The following is a 14561-nucleotide window of genomic DNA, read 5'->3' as shown; positions in this document are numbered from 1 at the left end:
TGAGGCATCAGCATTTGCCAACCGCCAAATAACCCGACAGATATAAACACTTTGTCTACGGAAAACCCCACCGCTTCCAGAGAGTGCCAGAATACCGCTGATGCGGACTCAGTAGGCCTTGTTACGCCCAAGAAACAAGAATTTACTGAGCCATTACAGCTTGCCTGTGGGCGTGTATTACAAGGCTACACCCTGGTCTACGAGACTTACGGAACACTAAACACTGATAGAAGCAATGCGATTTTGATTTGCCATGCCCTATCAGGCCATCACCACGCTGCTGGTAGGCACAGCCCTGATGACAAGCGGGCGGGCTGGTGGGACCACTACATTGGCCCTGGTAAGCCTATTGATACCAGCAAATTCTTTGTGGTCTCCCTGAATAACCTGGGTGGTTGCCACGGCTCTACCGGCCCGGTTTCTATCAACCCGACCACAGGCAAGCCCTGGGGACCGGATTTTCCCCCAATGAGAGTACGTGATTGGGTTCACAGCCAAGCGCGTTTGGCGGATCTATTGGGTATTGAGCAGTGGGCAGCGGTCATCGGTGGCAGCCTGGGTGGAATGCAGGCTATGCGCTGGGCATTGGAGTACCCAGAGCGACTGCGCCATTGTGTGGTGATTGCTTCAGCTATGAAACTCTCAGCCCAGAACATCGCTTTTAATGAAACTGCACGTCAGGCTATTACCTCTGACCCGGACTTCTGTGGTGGGCGTTACCTTGAGAGGGAGAAATTACCGCGGCGTGGTCTGGCTGTGGCGCGTATGATCGGTCACATTACTTATCTTTCCGATGATGGATTGGCCAATAAATTTGGGCGCGAATTGCGCACTGGCAGTTTTCAGCCGGGTTCTGATGAGGAGGTGGAATTCCAAATCCAGAGTTACCTGCGCTATCAGGGCGATAGCTTCTCCAGCAGCTTTGACCCCAATACCTACATCCTGATGACCCGTGCGCTGGATTATTTTGATCTTGCGCGGGAGTACAAAGATGATCCGGTGGCGGCATTTGCCAATGCCAGTTGTCGCTTCCTGTTGGTTGCCTTCACCTCCGATTGGCGTTTTGCCCCCGATCGCTCTCGGGAGATCGTCAATGCTCTGATGCACGCTAACGTTTCGGTAAGCTATGCCGAAATTGAGTCCGCTATGGGGCATGATGCATTCCTGCTGCCAAACGAACGCTATGAGGGGATCTTCCGCGCATATATGCAACGAGTGGCCGCTGAGATAATAGAGGAGGGGCGCTATGCGCATTGATCTCGATGTTATCCAGGACTGGATAGCGCCCAATAGTCGTGTTCTGGACCTGGGCTGCGGTGACGGTGCACTGCTGGAGCAGCTGGGAAAAAATAAGAATGTTATTGGCTATGGCTTGGAGATTGACCCGGAACAAATAGAATTGTGTGTGGAGCGTGGCGTTAATGTAGTTGAGCAGAACCTGGATACGGGGCTCGGTAACTTTGCTGACGGTAGTTTCGACGCAGTGGTCATGACACAGGCTCTGCAGACCCTGAGGCATCCGCACGAGGTTGTACGGGAGATGTTACGGGTGGGGCGCGACTGTATTATCACTTTCCCCAATTTCGGGCAGTGGAGGGCACGCTGGCACCTGGCGTTTTCCGGACGAATGCCAGTTTCGGATCTATTACCTTTTGAGTGGTACGACACGCCCAATATTCACTTTTGTACTTTCCGTGACTTTGAAGTGCTGTGCAAACAGAACGACTGGACTATTTTACACCGCCAGGTAGTATCCGAGTCGAAAATTGGTGTGACTTTCAAAGACTTTTTACCAAATTTATTTGGTGAGACAGCGATATATCACCTAACTCGCTAAACTAATATTTGCGCCAAGTTTTTGTCCTTGGTTCGGGGCAGATCGCAGCTTTTGGTGGGTGGCGCACAGATAGTGGCCCGCCGTCGCAGTCCAGCGCCCGCCAACTCAATAGGTGGTGCTCATAACAATTGGAGGTGAAGCGTGAAACGCATCCTTGCCGCAGCCGCCACTCTGGCCCTGCTTTTTATGACCGCCGGTGCCGTTGCGCAAGAGGCCCGTATCATAAAGAACTATGAGGATTTTGGTGACTACCGGGTAGTTTATTCTGTGTTCAACAGCGACTTTATCCAGCCTGATATCGCCCAGAAGTATCAGCTGGCGCGAGCCAGGGACCGCGCTTATGTCAATGTCTCGGTGGTAAAGAAAGATGGTGGTACCCGGGGCCTTGGTGCAGAGCTGACCGGCAATGCAACCAATCTGATCCAGCAATCGCGCCCATTGAAGTTTAAAGAGATCCGCGACGGCAATGCGGTTTACTACTTGGCGCCGTTGCGCTTTGAGAATGAAGAGACCCTTACCTTCAATGTGGATGTCACCTTACCCAATGGTAAAAAGGAGAGGATTACTTTCCGCCGCAAACTGGAAAGGCCTTAACCGCTTCAGCGTTTTGTTTGTATCTAGACGCGGTGGCGCACCTTTCATTTGATTGAGAATCGATGCGGGCCTCGGCCCGCTTTTTAGTTGATGCAACATGCTAAAAAAAATTGTCTTAGCCAGCGGCAACGCCGGCAAACTACGAGAGTTCTCGCAGCTTTTCAGTACTTGGGATATTCAGGTTCTGCCCCAATCGGAGTTTGGTGTGGAAGACGCCGAGGAGACTGGGCTGAGCTTTATCGAAAATGCTTTGATCAAGGCCCGTCATGCTAGCCGCATCAGCGGTTTGCCCGCGCTGGCTGACGATTCCGGCTTAGCGGTAGATGCCTTGGGCGGCGCTCCTGGGATTTACTCTGCGCGCTATTCCGGTGAAGGGGCGAATGATGAGCGCAATAACGGTAAGTTGCTTGATGCTTTGCGGGGGATTGAAGCATCGGCTCGCAGTGCGAGTTTTCATTGTGCCCTGGCTTTCGTACGTAGCTATGACGATCCGGTGCCACTAGTGTGTAGCGCCCAGTGGCGTGGGCGCATACTGGAGACGCCCATGGGAGATCAGGGCTTTGGTTACGATCCGCTTTTCTATGTAGCTTCAGAGGGCATGACTTCCGCTCAGTTACCGCGAGAGGTAAAAAACCGATTGAGCCATCGCGCTCGGGCTGTAGGGCTGTTTGAGGCTATGTGGCGCGAGCAGATGACGGGTGCCGATCTTGAATGATAACAGTGGGTTATTGCAGCTGCCGCCTCTCAGCCTGTATGTGCATATTCCCTGGTGTATACGCAAATGCCCCTATTGTGACTTCAATTCCCACCAGGCTGCGAGGGATCACACAGATACTGCCTATGCCCTTCCGCAAGAGGAGTATGTGGCTCAGCTGCGGCGAGATTTGTTAAGTCAACTGCCTTGGGTTCAGGGGCGTAAGCTGCAATCGATTTTTTTTGGCGGCGGCACGCCAAGCTTATTTTCCGCAAATGCTATCGGGGAAATTGTGGCTATGGCTGCAGAGCTGGTGGGCTTTGCCGAAGGCATAGAGATTACCCTGGAAGCCAATCCCGGTACTTTTGAGCAGGCAAAATTCAACGGCTACCGTAGGGCAGGTATCAATCGCTTGTCGATCGGGGTGCAGAGCTTCAATAGCACACAGTTGCATAACCTGGGCCGCATCCACAGTGGTGATGAGGCTGCCGGCGCCCTGTCTATGGCGCGCAGGGCCGGTTTTGACAATATCAACCTGGACCTGATGCACGGCCTGCCAGGGCAGACGGAAGATGAGGCACTGGAGGATCTGCGCCGTGCTGTGTCCCTGGGACCGGAACATATTTCCTGGTACCAGCTTACGATTGAGCCGAACACCGCCTTCTACAGTGCTCCACCGTCCACACCTGGTTCACAGCTGATTGCCAGCATACAGAGTAGCGGGCGCGAGTTTCTCGCTGCAGAAGGTTACCTTCGCTATGAGATATCTGCTTATAGTGGGCGCGGTTTGGAATCTCGCCACAACATCAATTACTGGTCGTTTGGGGATTATCTAGGTATAGGTGCAGGTGCTCACGGCAAGGTCACCCTGCCTCATGAAGGTCGAATCCTGCGCAGTCGGCGCACACGTACGCCGCGGGATTACATGAATTTTGCAGCTTCGGGGAGCGAGTTGTTGCACAGGGAGCTGGCAGCGCCCCATGCCGATGCAATAGAAAAGGCCGATTTGCCTCTGGAGTTCCTGATGAACACCCTGCGCCTAGCCGGCGGGGTGCCGAAAGGCACTTTTGCGTACTATACCGGCCTGGCCCTGGAGACTTTACAGCGACAATGGCCGACCTTGCTGGCGATGGATCTGGTTCAGCCGCTGGAGCAACGTATTGCTGCCAGTGCTTTTGGCTTCGACTATCTTGATGAGATTCTGCAGCGCTTTCTGGAACAGCCGTGAGCCCAGGGGACTTGAAAAGTGCAACTGCGCCCCAATCTACGCGTTCAATGGCGCATTTTGGCTGTACTCTCATAGCCCCCATCGTGAGATGATGCGTCCGCGGTGGCACCGCATTGTGTAACTAAAGAACAGGAAAGCAATATGAGCGAGCACGCAATCATCAATGTAACTGACGCCGAGTTCGAAGCTGAGGTTCTCAAAGCCGAAGGTCCGGTGCTGGTGGACTTTTGGGCTCAATGGTGCGGTCCGTGCAAAATGATCGCTCCGGTTCTGGATGATCTGGCGGGTCACTACGGCGAAAAGCTGAAGATTGTCAAAGTCGATGTGGATGCAAACAAAGAAACCCCGGCTAAATACAATGTGCGCGGTATTCCTACCCTGCTGTTGTTCAAAGGTGGTAACGTGGAAGGTACCAAGGTTGGTGCTCTGTCTCGCGCCCAGCTGACTGAGTTTATCGATAGCCAGCTGTAATCCTGCCGCTCCATCCTGTGAAGAGGGTAAATTTCTTTGCAGGATGGGAAACACCCGTTATACTGGCTGTAATTCTGTAATAGTTCAGTCAGCTGTGAATCCAGTGACGACCAGCTGAAGATAACGCCCCTCCACAGGGTCCCTGACCATTCCCGGCGTGTATATTCCTCGAATTGAGCTTAATTGGTAGTGCTCTGCCTTTTGATTATGTAGAGCCAAAGCTTGATAGGTATTACGCTTTTGATAGGTACGGGTGCCTAAGTGTACTGGGCAAATAAACGAGCAAATCTCTGATTTTCAAACCCCTCCCCAAAATAATTTCCGGCGTGTCCGCGCCAAATGACAACAGAAACCTTAATAAGCAATTGGTATGAATCTCTCCGAATTAAAAACCAAACCCATTGAAGAGTTGATTGAAATAGCCAAAGGTATGGGCCTGGAAAACCTGGCTCGGTCGCGCAAACAAGATATTATTTTCAATATTCTTAAGCGCCACGCCAAAAGCGGTGAAGATATTTACGGCGATGGCGTATTGGAAATCCTTCAGGACGGTTTTGGATTTTTGCGTTCTGCTGATTCCTCTTATCTTGCGGGACCGGATGATATATACGTTTCCCCTAGCCAGATTCGCCGTTTTAATTTGCGTACGGGTGACTCAATTTCCGGAAAGATTCGCCCACCAAAAGAGGGTGAGAGATATTTCGCTCTTTTAAAGGTTAACGAAATTAATTTCGACAAACCCGAAAACGCCCGTAATAAAATTCTTTTCGAAAACCTTACTCCCCTTTTCCCTAACGAACGTCTCGGTCTGGAATGCGGTAATGGCTCTTCCGAAGACCTTATTGGCCGAATTATTGATTTAGTGGCCCCAATTGGTAAAGGGCAGCGTGGGTTGATCGTGGCTCCCCCAAAAGCCGGTAAAACCATCATGCTGCAAAATATGGCGCAAGCCATAACTCGCAATAACCCCGAATGTCACCTGATCGTGCTGTTGATTGATGAGCGCCCGGAAGAGGTGACTGAGATGCAGCGTTCTGTTCGCGGCGAAGTGGTTGCATCTACTTTTGATGAGCCGCCTGCTCGTCACGTCCAGGTTGCTGAAATGGTGATTGAAAAAGCCAAGCGCCTGGTGGAGCACAAGAAAGATGTGGTTATTTTGCTGGATTCTATTACTCGTCTGGCACGTGCGTATAACACCACCGTACCCAGTTCTGGCAAGGTACTGACCGGTGGTGTGGATGCCCATGCCCTGGAGAGGCCCAAGCGTTTCTTTGGTGCTGCACGGAATATTGAAGAAGGCGGAAGTCTGTCTATTATTGCTACTGCACTAATTGATACTGGCTCGAAGATGGACGAAGTGATTTTCGAGGAGTTTAAAGGTACTGGTAACATGGAATTGCAGCTTGATCGTAAGATCGCTGAAAAGCGTGTATACCCGGCCATTAATGTACGGCGTTCCGGTACCCGCCGCGAAGAGTTGCTAATGCCAGAGGGCGAATTACAGCGGGTATGGATTTTGCGTAAACTGTTACACGATATGGAAGATGTAGCAGCAACGGAATTCCTAGTGGATAAGTTGAAAGATTTCAAGACAAATGACGAATTCTTCCTGTCCATGAAACGGAAATAATTTTTGTATATAAAAGGCGCCGATTCAGGCGCCTTTTATATTCTGGATTGAATAAGGCGATTATTTGCGCTGATTAATGTTGAAAAGGCGAGCTATTAGGCATATAAAGTTCCACATCGTGGCGCTGGGTATGAATTTTATTAAGCGGCGCCCGACCGAATTGGCTCAGGAGATACTCCGTCAAAGGGCCAATCTCAAATGAATAATCTGGTGGAGCTGGTTATTCATTTGTGACTGCACGACAGCCCACACATCTAGTGAGAACCTTTTGTGAATATCTATATTGGAAATCTGGCCTACGCGGTAACCTCTGACGACCTGCACGAAGCTTTCGGCGCATTCGGAGAGATCTCTCGGGCTACTGTAATCACCGACCGTGAGACTGGCCGCTCTAAAGGCTTCGGTTTCGTAGAAATGCCTAACGACGATGAAGCGCGTAAAGCAATCGAAGAGATGAACGACCAGCCACTGTCCGGCCGTAACATCCGTGTTAACGAAGCTAAGCCCCGCGAAGATCGTCCGCGCCGCCCCCGCTTCTAAGCTTGCGACAAGCTTAAGATTTTTTCGGCCCGCAGCTTAGCGCTTGCGGGTCGACTCTCCCCCCTTATTTTAAGCACCCTGACCAGGGCGCCATTCCCCATTTTGTCTTTTCTGTTTTACACTGCGCGTTAGTTTATTTTCATCGTCCGGTAATCCATGAAATACAAAGACCTGCGCGACTTTATCAAGCTGTTGGAAAAGCGGGGCCTATTGAGGCGGATTCAGCACCCTGTAGATCCGATTCTCGAGATGACGGAAATTGCAGACCGCGTGTTGCGCAGTGGCGGTCCGGCCCTACTTTTTGAAAATCCAGTAGGCTTTGAAACCCCTGTACTTGCAAACTTGTTTGGTACTACCGAGCGGGTAGCTCTGGGAATGGGGCGTGAGAATATCGGTGAATTGCGTGAGGTCGGTGAACTGCTGGCCTTTCTTAAAGAGCCACAGCCTCCGGAAAATTTGCGGGATGCCTGGGAAAAACTGCCAGTTTTCAAGCAGGTTCTGAATATGGGGCCAAAAGTGGTCAAGGGAGCAGTCTGCCAGCAGGTTGTGCTGGATAAAGAGCAGGTGGACCTCAACAAGCTGCCTGTTCAAACTTGCTGGCCAGGAGATGCAGCGCCCCTGGTGACCTGGCCCTTGGTGATAACTCGTGGACCAGAGAAGAAGCGCCAAAATTTAGGTATTTACCGAATGCAGCTGATTGGTAAAAACCGCTTGATTATGCGCTGGCTCAGTCATCGTGGCGGTGCACTTGATTTTCGCGACTGGTGTAAAAAACATCCCGGCCAACCGTATCCCGTTGCTGTAGCACTGGGCGCAGATCCCGCCACCATTCTGGGGGCTGTTACTCCAGTACCGGATACACTGTCTGAATATGCATTTGCCGGCCTGTTGCGTGGTGATAAAACTGAAGTAACCAATGCACTGCTCAGTGATTTACAAGTTCCTGCCAGTGCAGAGTATGTGTTGGAGGGATTCATTTATCCCGATGATATGGCCGATGAAGGGCCATATGGAGACCATACCGGCTATTACAATGAGATAGATAGCTTTCCTGTCTTCACTGTTGAGAAAATTACTCATCGCAAGGACCCAATCTATCACAGCACTTATACCGGACGGCCACCGGATGAGCCCGCGATCTTGGGTGAGGCTCTCAATGAAGTGTTCGTGCCGATTTTACAGAAGCAGTTCCCGGAAATTGTCGATTTCTATCTACCTCCTGAAGGTTGTTCTTATCGGCTCGCCGTGGTGACCATGAAGAAACAGTACCCCGGCCATGCAAAAAGGGTGATGATGGGGGTCTGGTCTTTCCTGCGCCAATTTATGTACACCAAGTTTGTTATCGTCACAGATGATGATGTAAATGCGCGAGATTGGAATGATGTTATTTGGGCTATGACAACCCGCATGGATCCAGCTCGGGATACCGTAATGGTAGAAAATACTCCGATTGATTATCTGGATTTTGCTTCTCCAGTATCGGGTTTGGGCTCCAAAGTTGGTTTTGATGCCACTAATAAGTGGCAGGGTGAAACTGATAGAGAATGGGGTAATCCTATTGAAAGAGACCCGATGGTAGTTAAAAAAGTCGACGAGATTTGGTCCAAGTTGGGTCTTGGATAATTTCGTTAGCGATAATTTTAATTTTCTATCCCCTTCGTGCTGGAGCAACACTGGGGTGTTCTGCCTACGGCTGCTTACTGGTTCGCTTGCCTAGCAGCTGTAGTTTGTTGTATCTCTGATTTATTTATATCAATTTGTTTACATCTATAAGTAGTGCGTGTGACCTCTTATGGTGGAGTCTTTGCAAATTCTTAAAAGTGTGGATGAGAAATTTTTAAGAAAATAATTTACTCAATTAGTACTGTCATTTTTTTATTTTAATATTTGTGATGGCATTACCAGGTGAATAAGAAAAAGGCATAGGTGTTAATAATATTAGGAAATTTATACCCGAGATAAGACAGAAAAGTTTTTTCTGAATCCATGTGTAACGGAATGTTTCGCTTCCGATTGTCAGAAGTTATTTCTGACTCAGAGCGTTTCTTTTGGCAGGATCGCAATGGTTTCACAGGATAAATGAGGCCAGCCCTGAACTTGTTTGCGTCAATGTATTTTGATATTGAACGTAAAGATGGATTTATCTTGGTTGTGAATCGGGGCGTTGATACTAAATCAGCTTATGCGATGAAAAAGACTACTGGCCGGTTAAGAAGCTTAGTAATATATTTGTCGTTTGAATATTTTGAGGCGGGACTATGATTGATAGGTCAAATAATTTACTAAAATAGAGCGGATTTAAACTGTAAGCTGGCAGAGGTGATTAGTAAAGTGCAAATAAATATAAAGATCATATTTTAAAAGCAAGTGGTGGAAATTTATTTTCTGGTTTTTAGATCAATGATTAGGTATATCGAATATGTTGAGAAAAAAATTACGTTTTTTTAAAAGCATGCTTATTAGCCTTGTCTTTAACAGTTGTAGCTGTAAATGCAGCCGAATCTGATTCTAACGTAAAATGGGCATTTTGTCGTATAAAATCTCTTGAGGGGGATTGGAAAAAAGAAGGGTCTGATCGGGAGAAGTTCTATATTAATTTTTCTCAAATGGCTGGTGGTGCTGTACTAATTGAGAATTGGATCTATGATGGACAATCCCGCTCACTTACCATATGAATAATGGAACTCTTCTTGCTGCATATTACTGTCCCCAGGGGAATCAACCACATTTACGGCTAGAAGGCCATGTAAGTGATGAGCAGTTAGCTTTCACATTTATGGATGTTACAAGCTTAAAAAATTCTTTAGTAAATCATCAGCACGATTTGGCTTTTAAATGACTGGAAAACGACAAACTGCTACGCAGAGAAAGCTATATTGAGGCAGGCAGTCTTGTTCCGCCTGAGATGATGTTAGTTCGTAGATAAGCTGTCATTGCTCCCTAAGCAAAATTACTGACACTTATTTCATTGAATAAAGAGGGGCTGTGATTTTTACTGCCATCTTTTTTTATGCGTTTGCTTAAACGAAATTCCAATAAAGTAGTATGATACTCGAGATATAGAACTTTAGTGCCATAAGTTCAAAAAAGTGCCGTCGATGTAGCCTGCCTTGGTTGCAAGGCTATATTTTATCCATTGGCGACGGCCTGATAAGTTAAGCATCACTTGGTGAGAAATATCGATTGTGGGGATTTTTTAAATAAATACAAAATGAAGGAGTGGTAAAAAATGGAATTGATTATTTTTGTAATCATAATGGTGGCAGTTCTTGTTTTGCCATTAAAGTTGGCCGCTGCTATGTTAGGTGCAAGAAATACAGGGGTTTTTTATTGTCTTTTTGCTCTGTTATTAGCATTAATTATTCAGAGGATTGTTGGTGGGATGTTGCCTGGAGTTAGTGACAGTGCAGGTGTCCTACTAACGATTCCATTAGCGGCAATTGCCTATATGCTGGTTTTAGGCACTGGTTTCTTAAAAGCAATTCTTATTGCTTTACTGCAGGGGGTAATCACTTTCTTTGCCATGTTGCTATTTGCGGGAATGTTTGCAAATATCTAGTTACTTTATTTGGATTTCAGTTGTACTTTAACAAGTCTGTTTTCTGCAAGCAGGGAGCCTACCCTAAGGACCCTGCTTAAGTTATTATCCAGTCAAAATTCAATACAAACAAATCTCATCCCAAGGTTTATTTTCTTCTTCTCCGAGCCTGAGGGGAGATAACAATTCTTCTTACCCTTAATCTGCAATTTTATATATAGAGAATCACTGTTTATTTTCCAGTGTGCTTATTTGGTTTCCCTCTTGCTGAGTGAAGGTTTTCTTTTTGTAAAAAGTGGCTCAGTGCATCGAAGTATGCGGGAAAAGCTTCATATTGGGGGATATGTCCGACGTTGGTAAGTTCCACTAGTTTCGCATTAGGGATTGCTTCGGCGGCTTGCCGGCCCAGCTGATCATAACGTCCAAGGGAACTCTGAAGTGCCGCAGGTGCGCGATTGCGGCCGATGGCAGTGCGATCTCGGGTACCGATAATGAGTAAGGTTGGCACTTTCAGATCGGAAAATTCATAAAGTACAGGCTGGGTAAAAACCATTTCGGAAGTAAGTGCGTCTATCATGCCCATATGTGCGGCATCGGGTCCTAGGGTCCAACCGGCCTGGATACCGAGAAGGGGTGTATACCGGGCTTGCCACTCCCCTGCAAAGTAGGCGTTGGACATATAGCGTTGGATACTTTCCGGTGTTTGTGCTTGTTCCCTGGCGATAGCTTTTTGCAATGGTTCATAGGGTACAACGCGCTTCCAGTCCTCAAGGCCGATAGGGTTTATCAGAGCGAGCTTCTGGGCTACCTGTGGATACATCAGTGCAAAGCGCACTGCTAACATGCCCCCCATAGAGTGGCCAACCAGCGCAACCTCGGTTATCCGGAGGTGATCCAGCAGTGCTTTGGTATCAGCGGACATACTGTGCAAGGTGTACTGGCGTAGGGGTTTACTGGATTTCCCAAAGCCAATCTGGTCTGGTGCAACTACTCGGTAACCCAGCTGGCTAAGCGCATCAATGGTGTCTTCCCAGTAAGCACCAGAAAAATTTTTGCCATGTAAAAGTAGGACAGTACCTCGCTGGGCTCTTTTTCCGAAGGCTGGTACATCCATGTAGGCGAGGGATACAGGCTGATTTTGCCACGTTTGCTGGAATACCTTTACCGGATAGGGGTATTTGTAATCGCTCAGGAGTGCATCCTGTGGTTTGATCTGATTATTTACCGGTGCCTGAGCATAGGCATGCACTAGAGTGTTAAATATCAAAATGCTGATAAAAATGTAAAAACTGGGGGGTTTCATTGGCCTTCCTATCCTATTTGCCTGAATAGTGACAGAGAATGCACACTATAGAGAGATTCGGCTGCGCTAGAAAAAGGGCCCGAGGAATTGTGGGCCCGCGGGGAAAAGCGTCAGGCATGCACGCCGAGTAGGGGTTTGTCCTGGCTGGGCATAGGCAGTTGTGGTAAGTCTTTAACCGCTTGCATTAGCCCTTCCTGGAAAAGCCGTGCGGCTTTGTCTTTTTCTCCCAGCGCTTCGAACAGGCGGGCAAGTTCAGCGGAAGTTACTGGGTCTTGACGTAACAACAGGCTCTTTTCTAAATACTGTTGGGCTTTCCCCCACAACTCATTACGCATACACAGGCGGCCGAGGCAAGTGAGGAGGTCGGCACTTTCTCCGTATTCCTTAAGCCAGCCCTCGGCGGCAGAAAGCTGTGCAGAAGAATCAGCTCCAGTAAGGCAGCCATATAAATCAGCCAGTTTGGGGTTCCACTCTCTGTTTAGTAGCCAGCGCAGATGTTTCTCTGCTTCGATATCGTCACCGATCTGGTGCAGTAGCCGTGTATATAGATTGCGCAACTCCATATTACGCTGCCAGCGCCCGTTCAGACTGTGCCAGACACCCTGCAATGTTTCACTGTCATTGCGGTTTGCAGCCTCATTCAACTGGTGCTGGTAAACTTCCAATTCTAGCTTCTGCAATTCTTCATCATGCATGTTGGCGTGTTTTTCCAACTCTGGCAGAAGCTCACGCAGGCTGCTCCAGTCGCCCAGAGAGTAATAAGCCTGTTTTAGCAGTTGCAGTAAGGCGGGATGTTTGGGCTCTAGTTGTTTGGCCCTTTTCAGGCTGGCGATACACTGCTCATAATGTTTGTCCTGGAGCTGCATACGTGCCTGACTGAGAGCCACGGCAAGGCGGGTATCCTCTCCGCAAGCTTCTGCTTTTGCCAGAAGCTCATTGGCCTCCTCGCGAAAGCCCAGTTCAAAGGCGCTACGCGCCGCTGCCAGATAATTGATCAATGGTGCTTCAGAGCGTGGCGCACTTTTCAAAAGCTGCCGCCGTGCGCGGGACCAGTTGCCCTCCATAAATTCCACCAAACCGCTGGTGAGCCTCCGACGGGCGATACGTTGGCGGCCAAAACGAAGACGGTCGACACTTCCTCTAATCGCCCGAAACAGACTACGCGCGAGCCAGACCAGTATAAAGAAAGCGAATAACAGGGACACCAATGCGACTATGGCGAACCAGAGATTCATCTCATAACCTTTGTTCAATGCGCCACCAAAACCGATGATCAGATATCCCGGATAGTTTTGATTGATTTGTGGCAGCAGGGCGCCGAGTAGTAGCAGCGCTATAGCGATAAAAAGGACCTTTCTCACTGAGCTGTCTCCTCCAGTGCGGGACCACCTTGGCCGGAGGTTTTATGCAGGCGCTCGATATAGTTGTACAGGGCTAACTGTGAGGCGTTTAGATCAGGCATTTGCGCCAGGATGGGTTGTCTGCTTAGCTCAGCCAGCTGTTCGGCCAGCGCATTGCGCTGAGCGTTGGCAGTGCCATAAGTCAATAGCAGCTCGCGGGCACTGTCCAGGGCATCCTTGTATACCCTAGAGTCGCCGCGCAGCAGAGCGAGCTGCGCCTGCTCCATATTTAAACGCAGGGTCTGGCGAAAGCGTGTTTCACTCTGCGGAGAGAGCATGACAGGGTTGATATCACCATCAATGGGGCGAACTGAATCACGGAGGAAGGAGGTAAATCGCTGCCAACTGCGCTCCCAGGGAGCCTGATCGACTTGTGCAGGCTCCGCCTTAGGCTCTTCTTCCTGGGTCTGGGTCATGGTGAATTCCGGTTGAATATTGGCGCGGATCAACTGCTCCTCCAGGGCACGTAGGCGCACGTAAATCCCCTCCCGGTCTACATTCTCGACCAGTCTCAGTGCGGTGATATCTTTCGCCAATTGTTGGCGTACGCCATATAAATCAGGCAGGTTAACTTGGCGGAGTATTTTGTCGACTTTCTCCACCAGGCCCAGGGCAGCGCGGCTGTTATCTTCCAGCATAAGGCGCTGATTGGCCATGCGCAGTAAGTAATCGGCCTCAGCAAGCTGCCAGTCCTGGCGGCTCACATTACCCAGCTCACTCAAGCGATTGCCCTGCGCAGTGATACTGCGCTGCATGCTGGCCAGTTGCTGTTTCAGTTCCGAGATAGTATTTGCTTGTGCTTGAATCTGATTGCGTAGGCTGGCATCGGTCTGCTGCAGCTGGATGAGCTGCTGATTAGGATATGGAGTGGTCGGTTGGCCGGGTGTTTGAGCGGGCTGTGAAAAGCCTGATTCAGAATTTGCCTGGTTCGACAGCCCATCAGTGGTTGGTGCTTTCTCAGTAGGCTCTTCTGCCCGTTGTTCTGTATTAGCCTGCCGCGTTTGGGATGTATCTGTAACCTGGCGTGACTCATTACCAGTTGATGGTGAGAAACCCAGGTAAGCACTAATACGACTGCCTAGTTGAGGCCAGCTGAACCAGACGAAAGCGATGAGAGCTACTACCAGCAGGAAAAATACTAACCACCACCAGTTACCACCACTGTCTTTGGCAGTACTTCCAGCGGGCCTCCCTTGTGTCGCTTTGGCGAAGTTACTTGTGCTTTCCGCCTTGCCCTTATCCGCGGAAGTGGGCGCTACTTTTTTTGCGGAGTTGTTGTCCTGGGGTTTTTCGTTGGTCATGGGCATGGAGCGAAGCTGAAAATTG

General features: G+C 49.2%; 13 protein-coding genes. 10 read left to right on the top strand and 3 right to left on the bottom strand.

Annotated features, from left to right (window positions below; genetic code table 11):
- Nucleotides 1-51 precede the first annotated feature (51 nt).
- The 10 genes from metX to ACJJIP_RS19635 all read left to right on the top strand — a co-directional run bounded on the left by metX (nucleotide 52) and on the right by ACJJIP_RS19635 (nucleotide 10553).
- The gene (gene metX / locus ACJJIP_RS19680) at nucleotides 52-1257 is read left to right on the top strand and encodes a homoserine O-succinyltransferase MetX (protein ID WP_444945832.1); all 1206 of its coding nucleotides are present in this window, start codon (nucleotides 52-54) and stop codon (nucleotides 1255-1257) included.
- Nucleotides 1247-1837 (top strand): methionine biosynthesis protein MetW, encoded by a 591-nt coding sequence (gene metW, locus ACJJIP_RS19675; protein WP_020413671.1) that lies wholly within the window; start codon nucleotides 1247-1249, stop codon nucleotides 1835-1837. The genes metX and metW overlap by 11 nt, the downstream gene beginning before the upstream one ends.
- Nucleotides 1838-1978: 141 nt before the next feature.
- Nucleotides 1979-2431, top strand: coding sequence for a DUF4426 domain-containing protein (locus tag ACJJIP_RS19670; protein ID WP_020413670.1), 453 nt, complete (start codon nucleotides 1979-1981; stop codon nucleotides 2429-2431).
- Between the two features lie 97 nt (nucleotides 2432-2528).
- Complete coding sequence (rdgB, locus tag ACJJIP_RS19665) at nucleotides 2529-3146, top strand: RdgB/HAM1 family non-canonical purine NTP pyrophosphatase (RefSeq protein ID WP_444945831.1); 618 nt, start codon at nucleotides 2529-2531, stop codon at nucleotides 3144-3146.
- A complete protein-coding gene (gene hemW / locus ACJJIP_RS19660; protein WP_020413668.1) occupies nucleotides 3130-4353 on the top strand; it encodes a radical SAM family heme chaperone HemW in 1224 nt (407 codons plus the stop codon). The genes rdgB and hemW overlap by 17 nt, the downstream gene beginning before the upstream one ends.
- Before the next feature lie 141 nt (nucleotides 4354-4494).
- A complete protein-coding gene (trxA, locus tag ACJJIP_RS19655; RefSeq protein WP_020413667.1) occupies nucleotides 4495-4824 on the top strand; it encodes a thioredoxin TrxA in 330 nt (109 codons plus the stop codon).
- Nucleotides 4825-5194: 370 nt separating this feature from the next.
- Nucleotides 5195-6454: a transcription termination factor Rho gene (gene rho / locus ACJJIP_RS19650; RefSeq protein WP_020413666.1), complete on the top strand. Its 1260-nt coding sequence runs from the start codon at nucleotides 5195-5197 to the stop codon at nucleotides 6452-6454.
- 270 nt (nucleotides 6455-6724) lie between these two features.
- A complete protein-coding gene (gene rbp, locus ACJJIP_RS19645) occupies nucleotides 6725-6994 on the top strand; it encodes an RNA-binding regulator (protein ID WP_020413665.1) in 270 nt (89 codons plus the stop codon).
- A 156-nt stretch (nucleotides 6995-7150) separates the two neighbouring features.
- Nucleotides 7151-8617, top strand: a complete 1467-nt coding sequence (gene ubiD / locus ACJJIP_RS19640) for a 4-hydroxy-3-polyprenylbenzoate decarboxylase (protein WP_444902355.1) — start codon at nucleotides 7151-7153, stop codon at nucleotides 8615-8617.
- A 1606-nt stretch (nucleotides 8618-10223) separates the two neighbouring features.
- Entirely contained in the window at nucleotides 10224-10553 is a 330-nt protein-coding gene (locus tag ACJJIP_RS19635; RefSeq protein ID WP_020413661.1) for a hypothetical protein, read from the top strand.
- Nucleotides 10554-10764: 211 nt separating this feature from the next.
- On the opposite strand, the gene ACJJIP_RS19630 is transcribed toward ACJJIP_RS19635, so the two are convergent.
- The 3 genes from ACJJIP_RS19630 to ACJJIP_RS19620 all read right to left on the bottom strand — a co-directional run bounded on the left by ACJJIP_RS19630 (nucleotide 10765) and on the right by ACJJIP_RS19620 (nucleotide 14542).
- On the bottom strand, nucleotides 10765-11835 hold the full coding sequence (locus ACJJIP_RS19630) for an alpha/beta fold hydrolase (protein ID WP_444945830.1): 1071 nt from the start codon (nucleotides 11833-11835) through the stop codon (nucleotides 10765-10767).
- Between the two features lie 110 nt (nucleotides 11836-11945).
- Nucleotides 11946-13196 (bottom strand): heme biosynthesis HemY N-terminal domain-containing protein, encoded by a 1251-nt coding sequence (locus tag ACJJIP_RS19625; protein WP_020413659.1) that lies wholly within the window; start codon nucleotides 13194-13196, stop codon nucleotides 11946-11948.
- Nucleotides 13193-14542, bottom strand: a complete 1350-nt coding sequence (locus ACJJIP_RS19620; protein ID WP_444945829.1) for a uroporphyrinogen-III C-methyltransferase — start codon at nucleotides 14540-14542, stop codon at nucleotides 13193-13195. The genes ACJJIP_RS19625 and ACJJIP_RS19620 overlap by 4 nt, the downstream gene beginning before the upstream one ends.
- Nucleotides 14543-14561 lie beyond the last annotated feature (19 nt).

It is taken from the genome of Microbulbifer variabilis (genome assembly GCF_052467165.1).
This window is presented reverse-complemented; position numbering and strand designations above follow the sequence as displayed.

Bases quoted from the DNA above. Each gene is read 5' to 3' on its own strand.
- metW (WP_020413671.1), top strand. From the start codon at position 1,247: ATGCGCATTGATCTCGATGTTATCCAGGACTGGATAGCGCCCAATAGT.
- rdgB (WP_444945831.1), top strand. From the start codon at position 2,529: ATGCTAAAAAAAATTGTCTTAGCCAGCGGCAACGCCGGCAAACTACGA.
- trxA (WP_020413667.1), top strand. From the start codon at position 4,495: ATGAGCGAGCACGCAATCATCAATGTAACTGACGCCGAGTTCGAAGCT.
- rho (WP_020413666.1), top strand. From the start codon at position 5,195: ATGAATCTCTCCGAATTAAAAACCAAACCCATTGAAGAGTTGATTGAA.
- ubiD (WP_444902355.1), top strand. From the start codon at position 7,151: ATGAAATACAAAGACCTGCGCGACTTTATCAAGCTGTTGGAAAAGCGG.
- ACJJIP_RS19635 (WP_020413661.1), top strand. From the start codon at position 10,224: ATGGAATTGATTATTTTTGTAATCATAATGGTGGCAGTTCTTGTTTTG.
- ACJJIP_RS19630 (WP_444945830.1), bottom strand. From the start codon at position 11,835: ATGAAACCCCCCAGTTTTTACATTTTTATCAGCATTTTGATATTTAAC.
- ACJJIP_RS19620 (WP_444945829.1), bottom strand. From the start codon at position 14,542: ATGCCCATGACCAACGAAAAACCCCAGGACAACAACTCCGCAAAAAAA.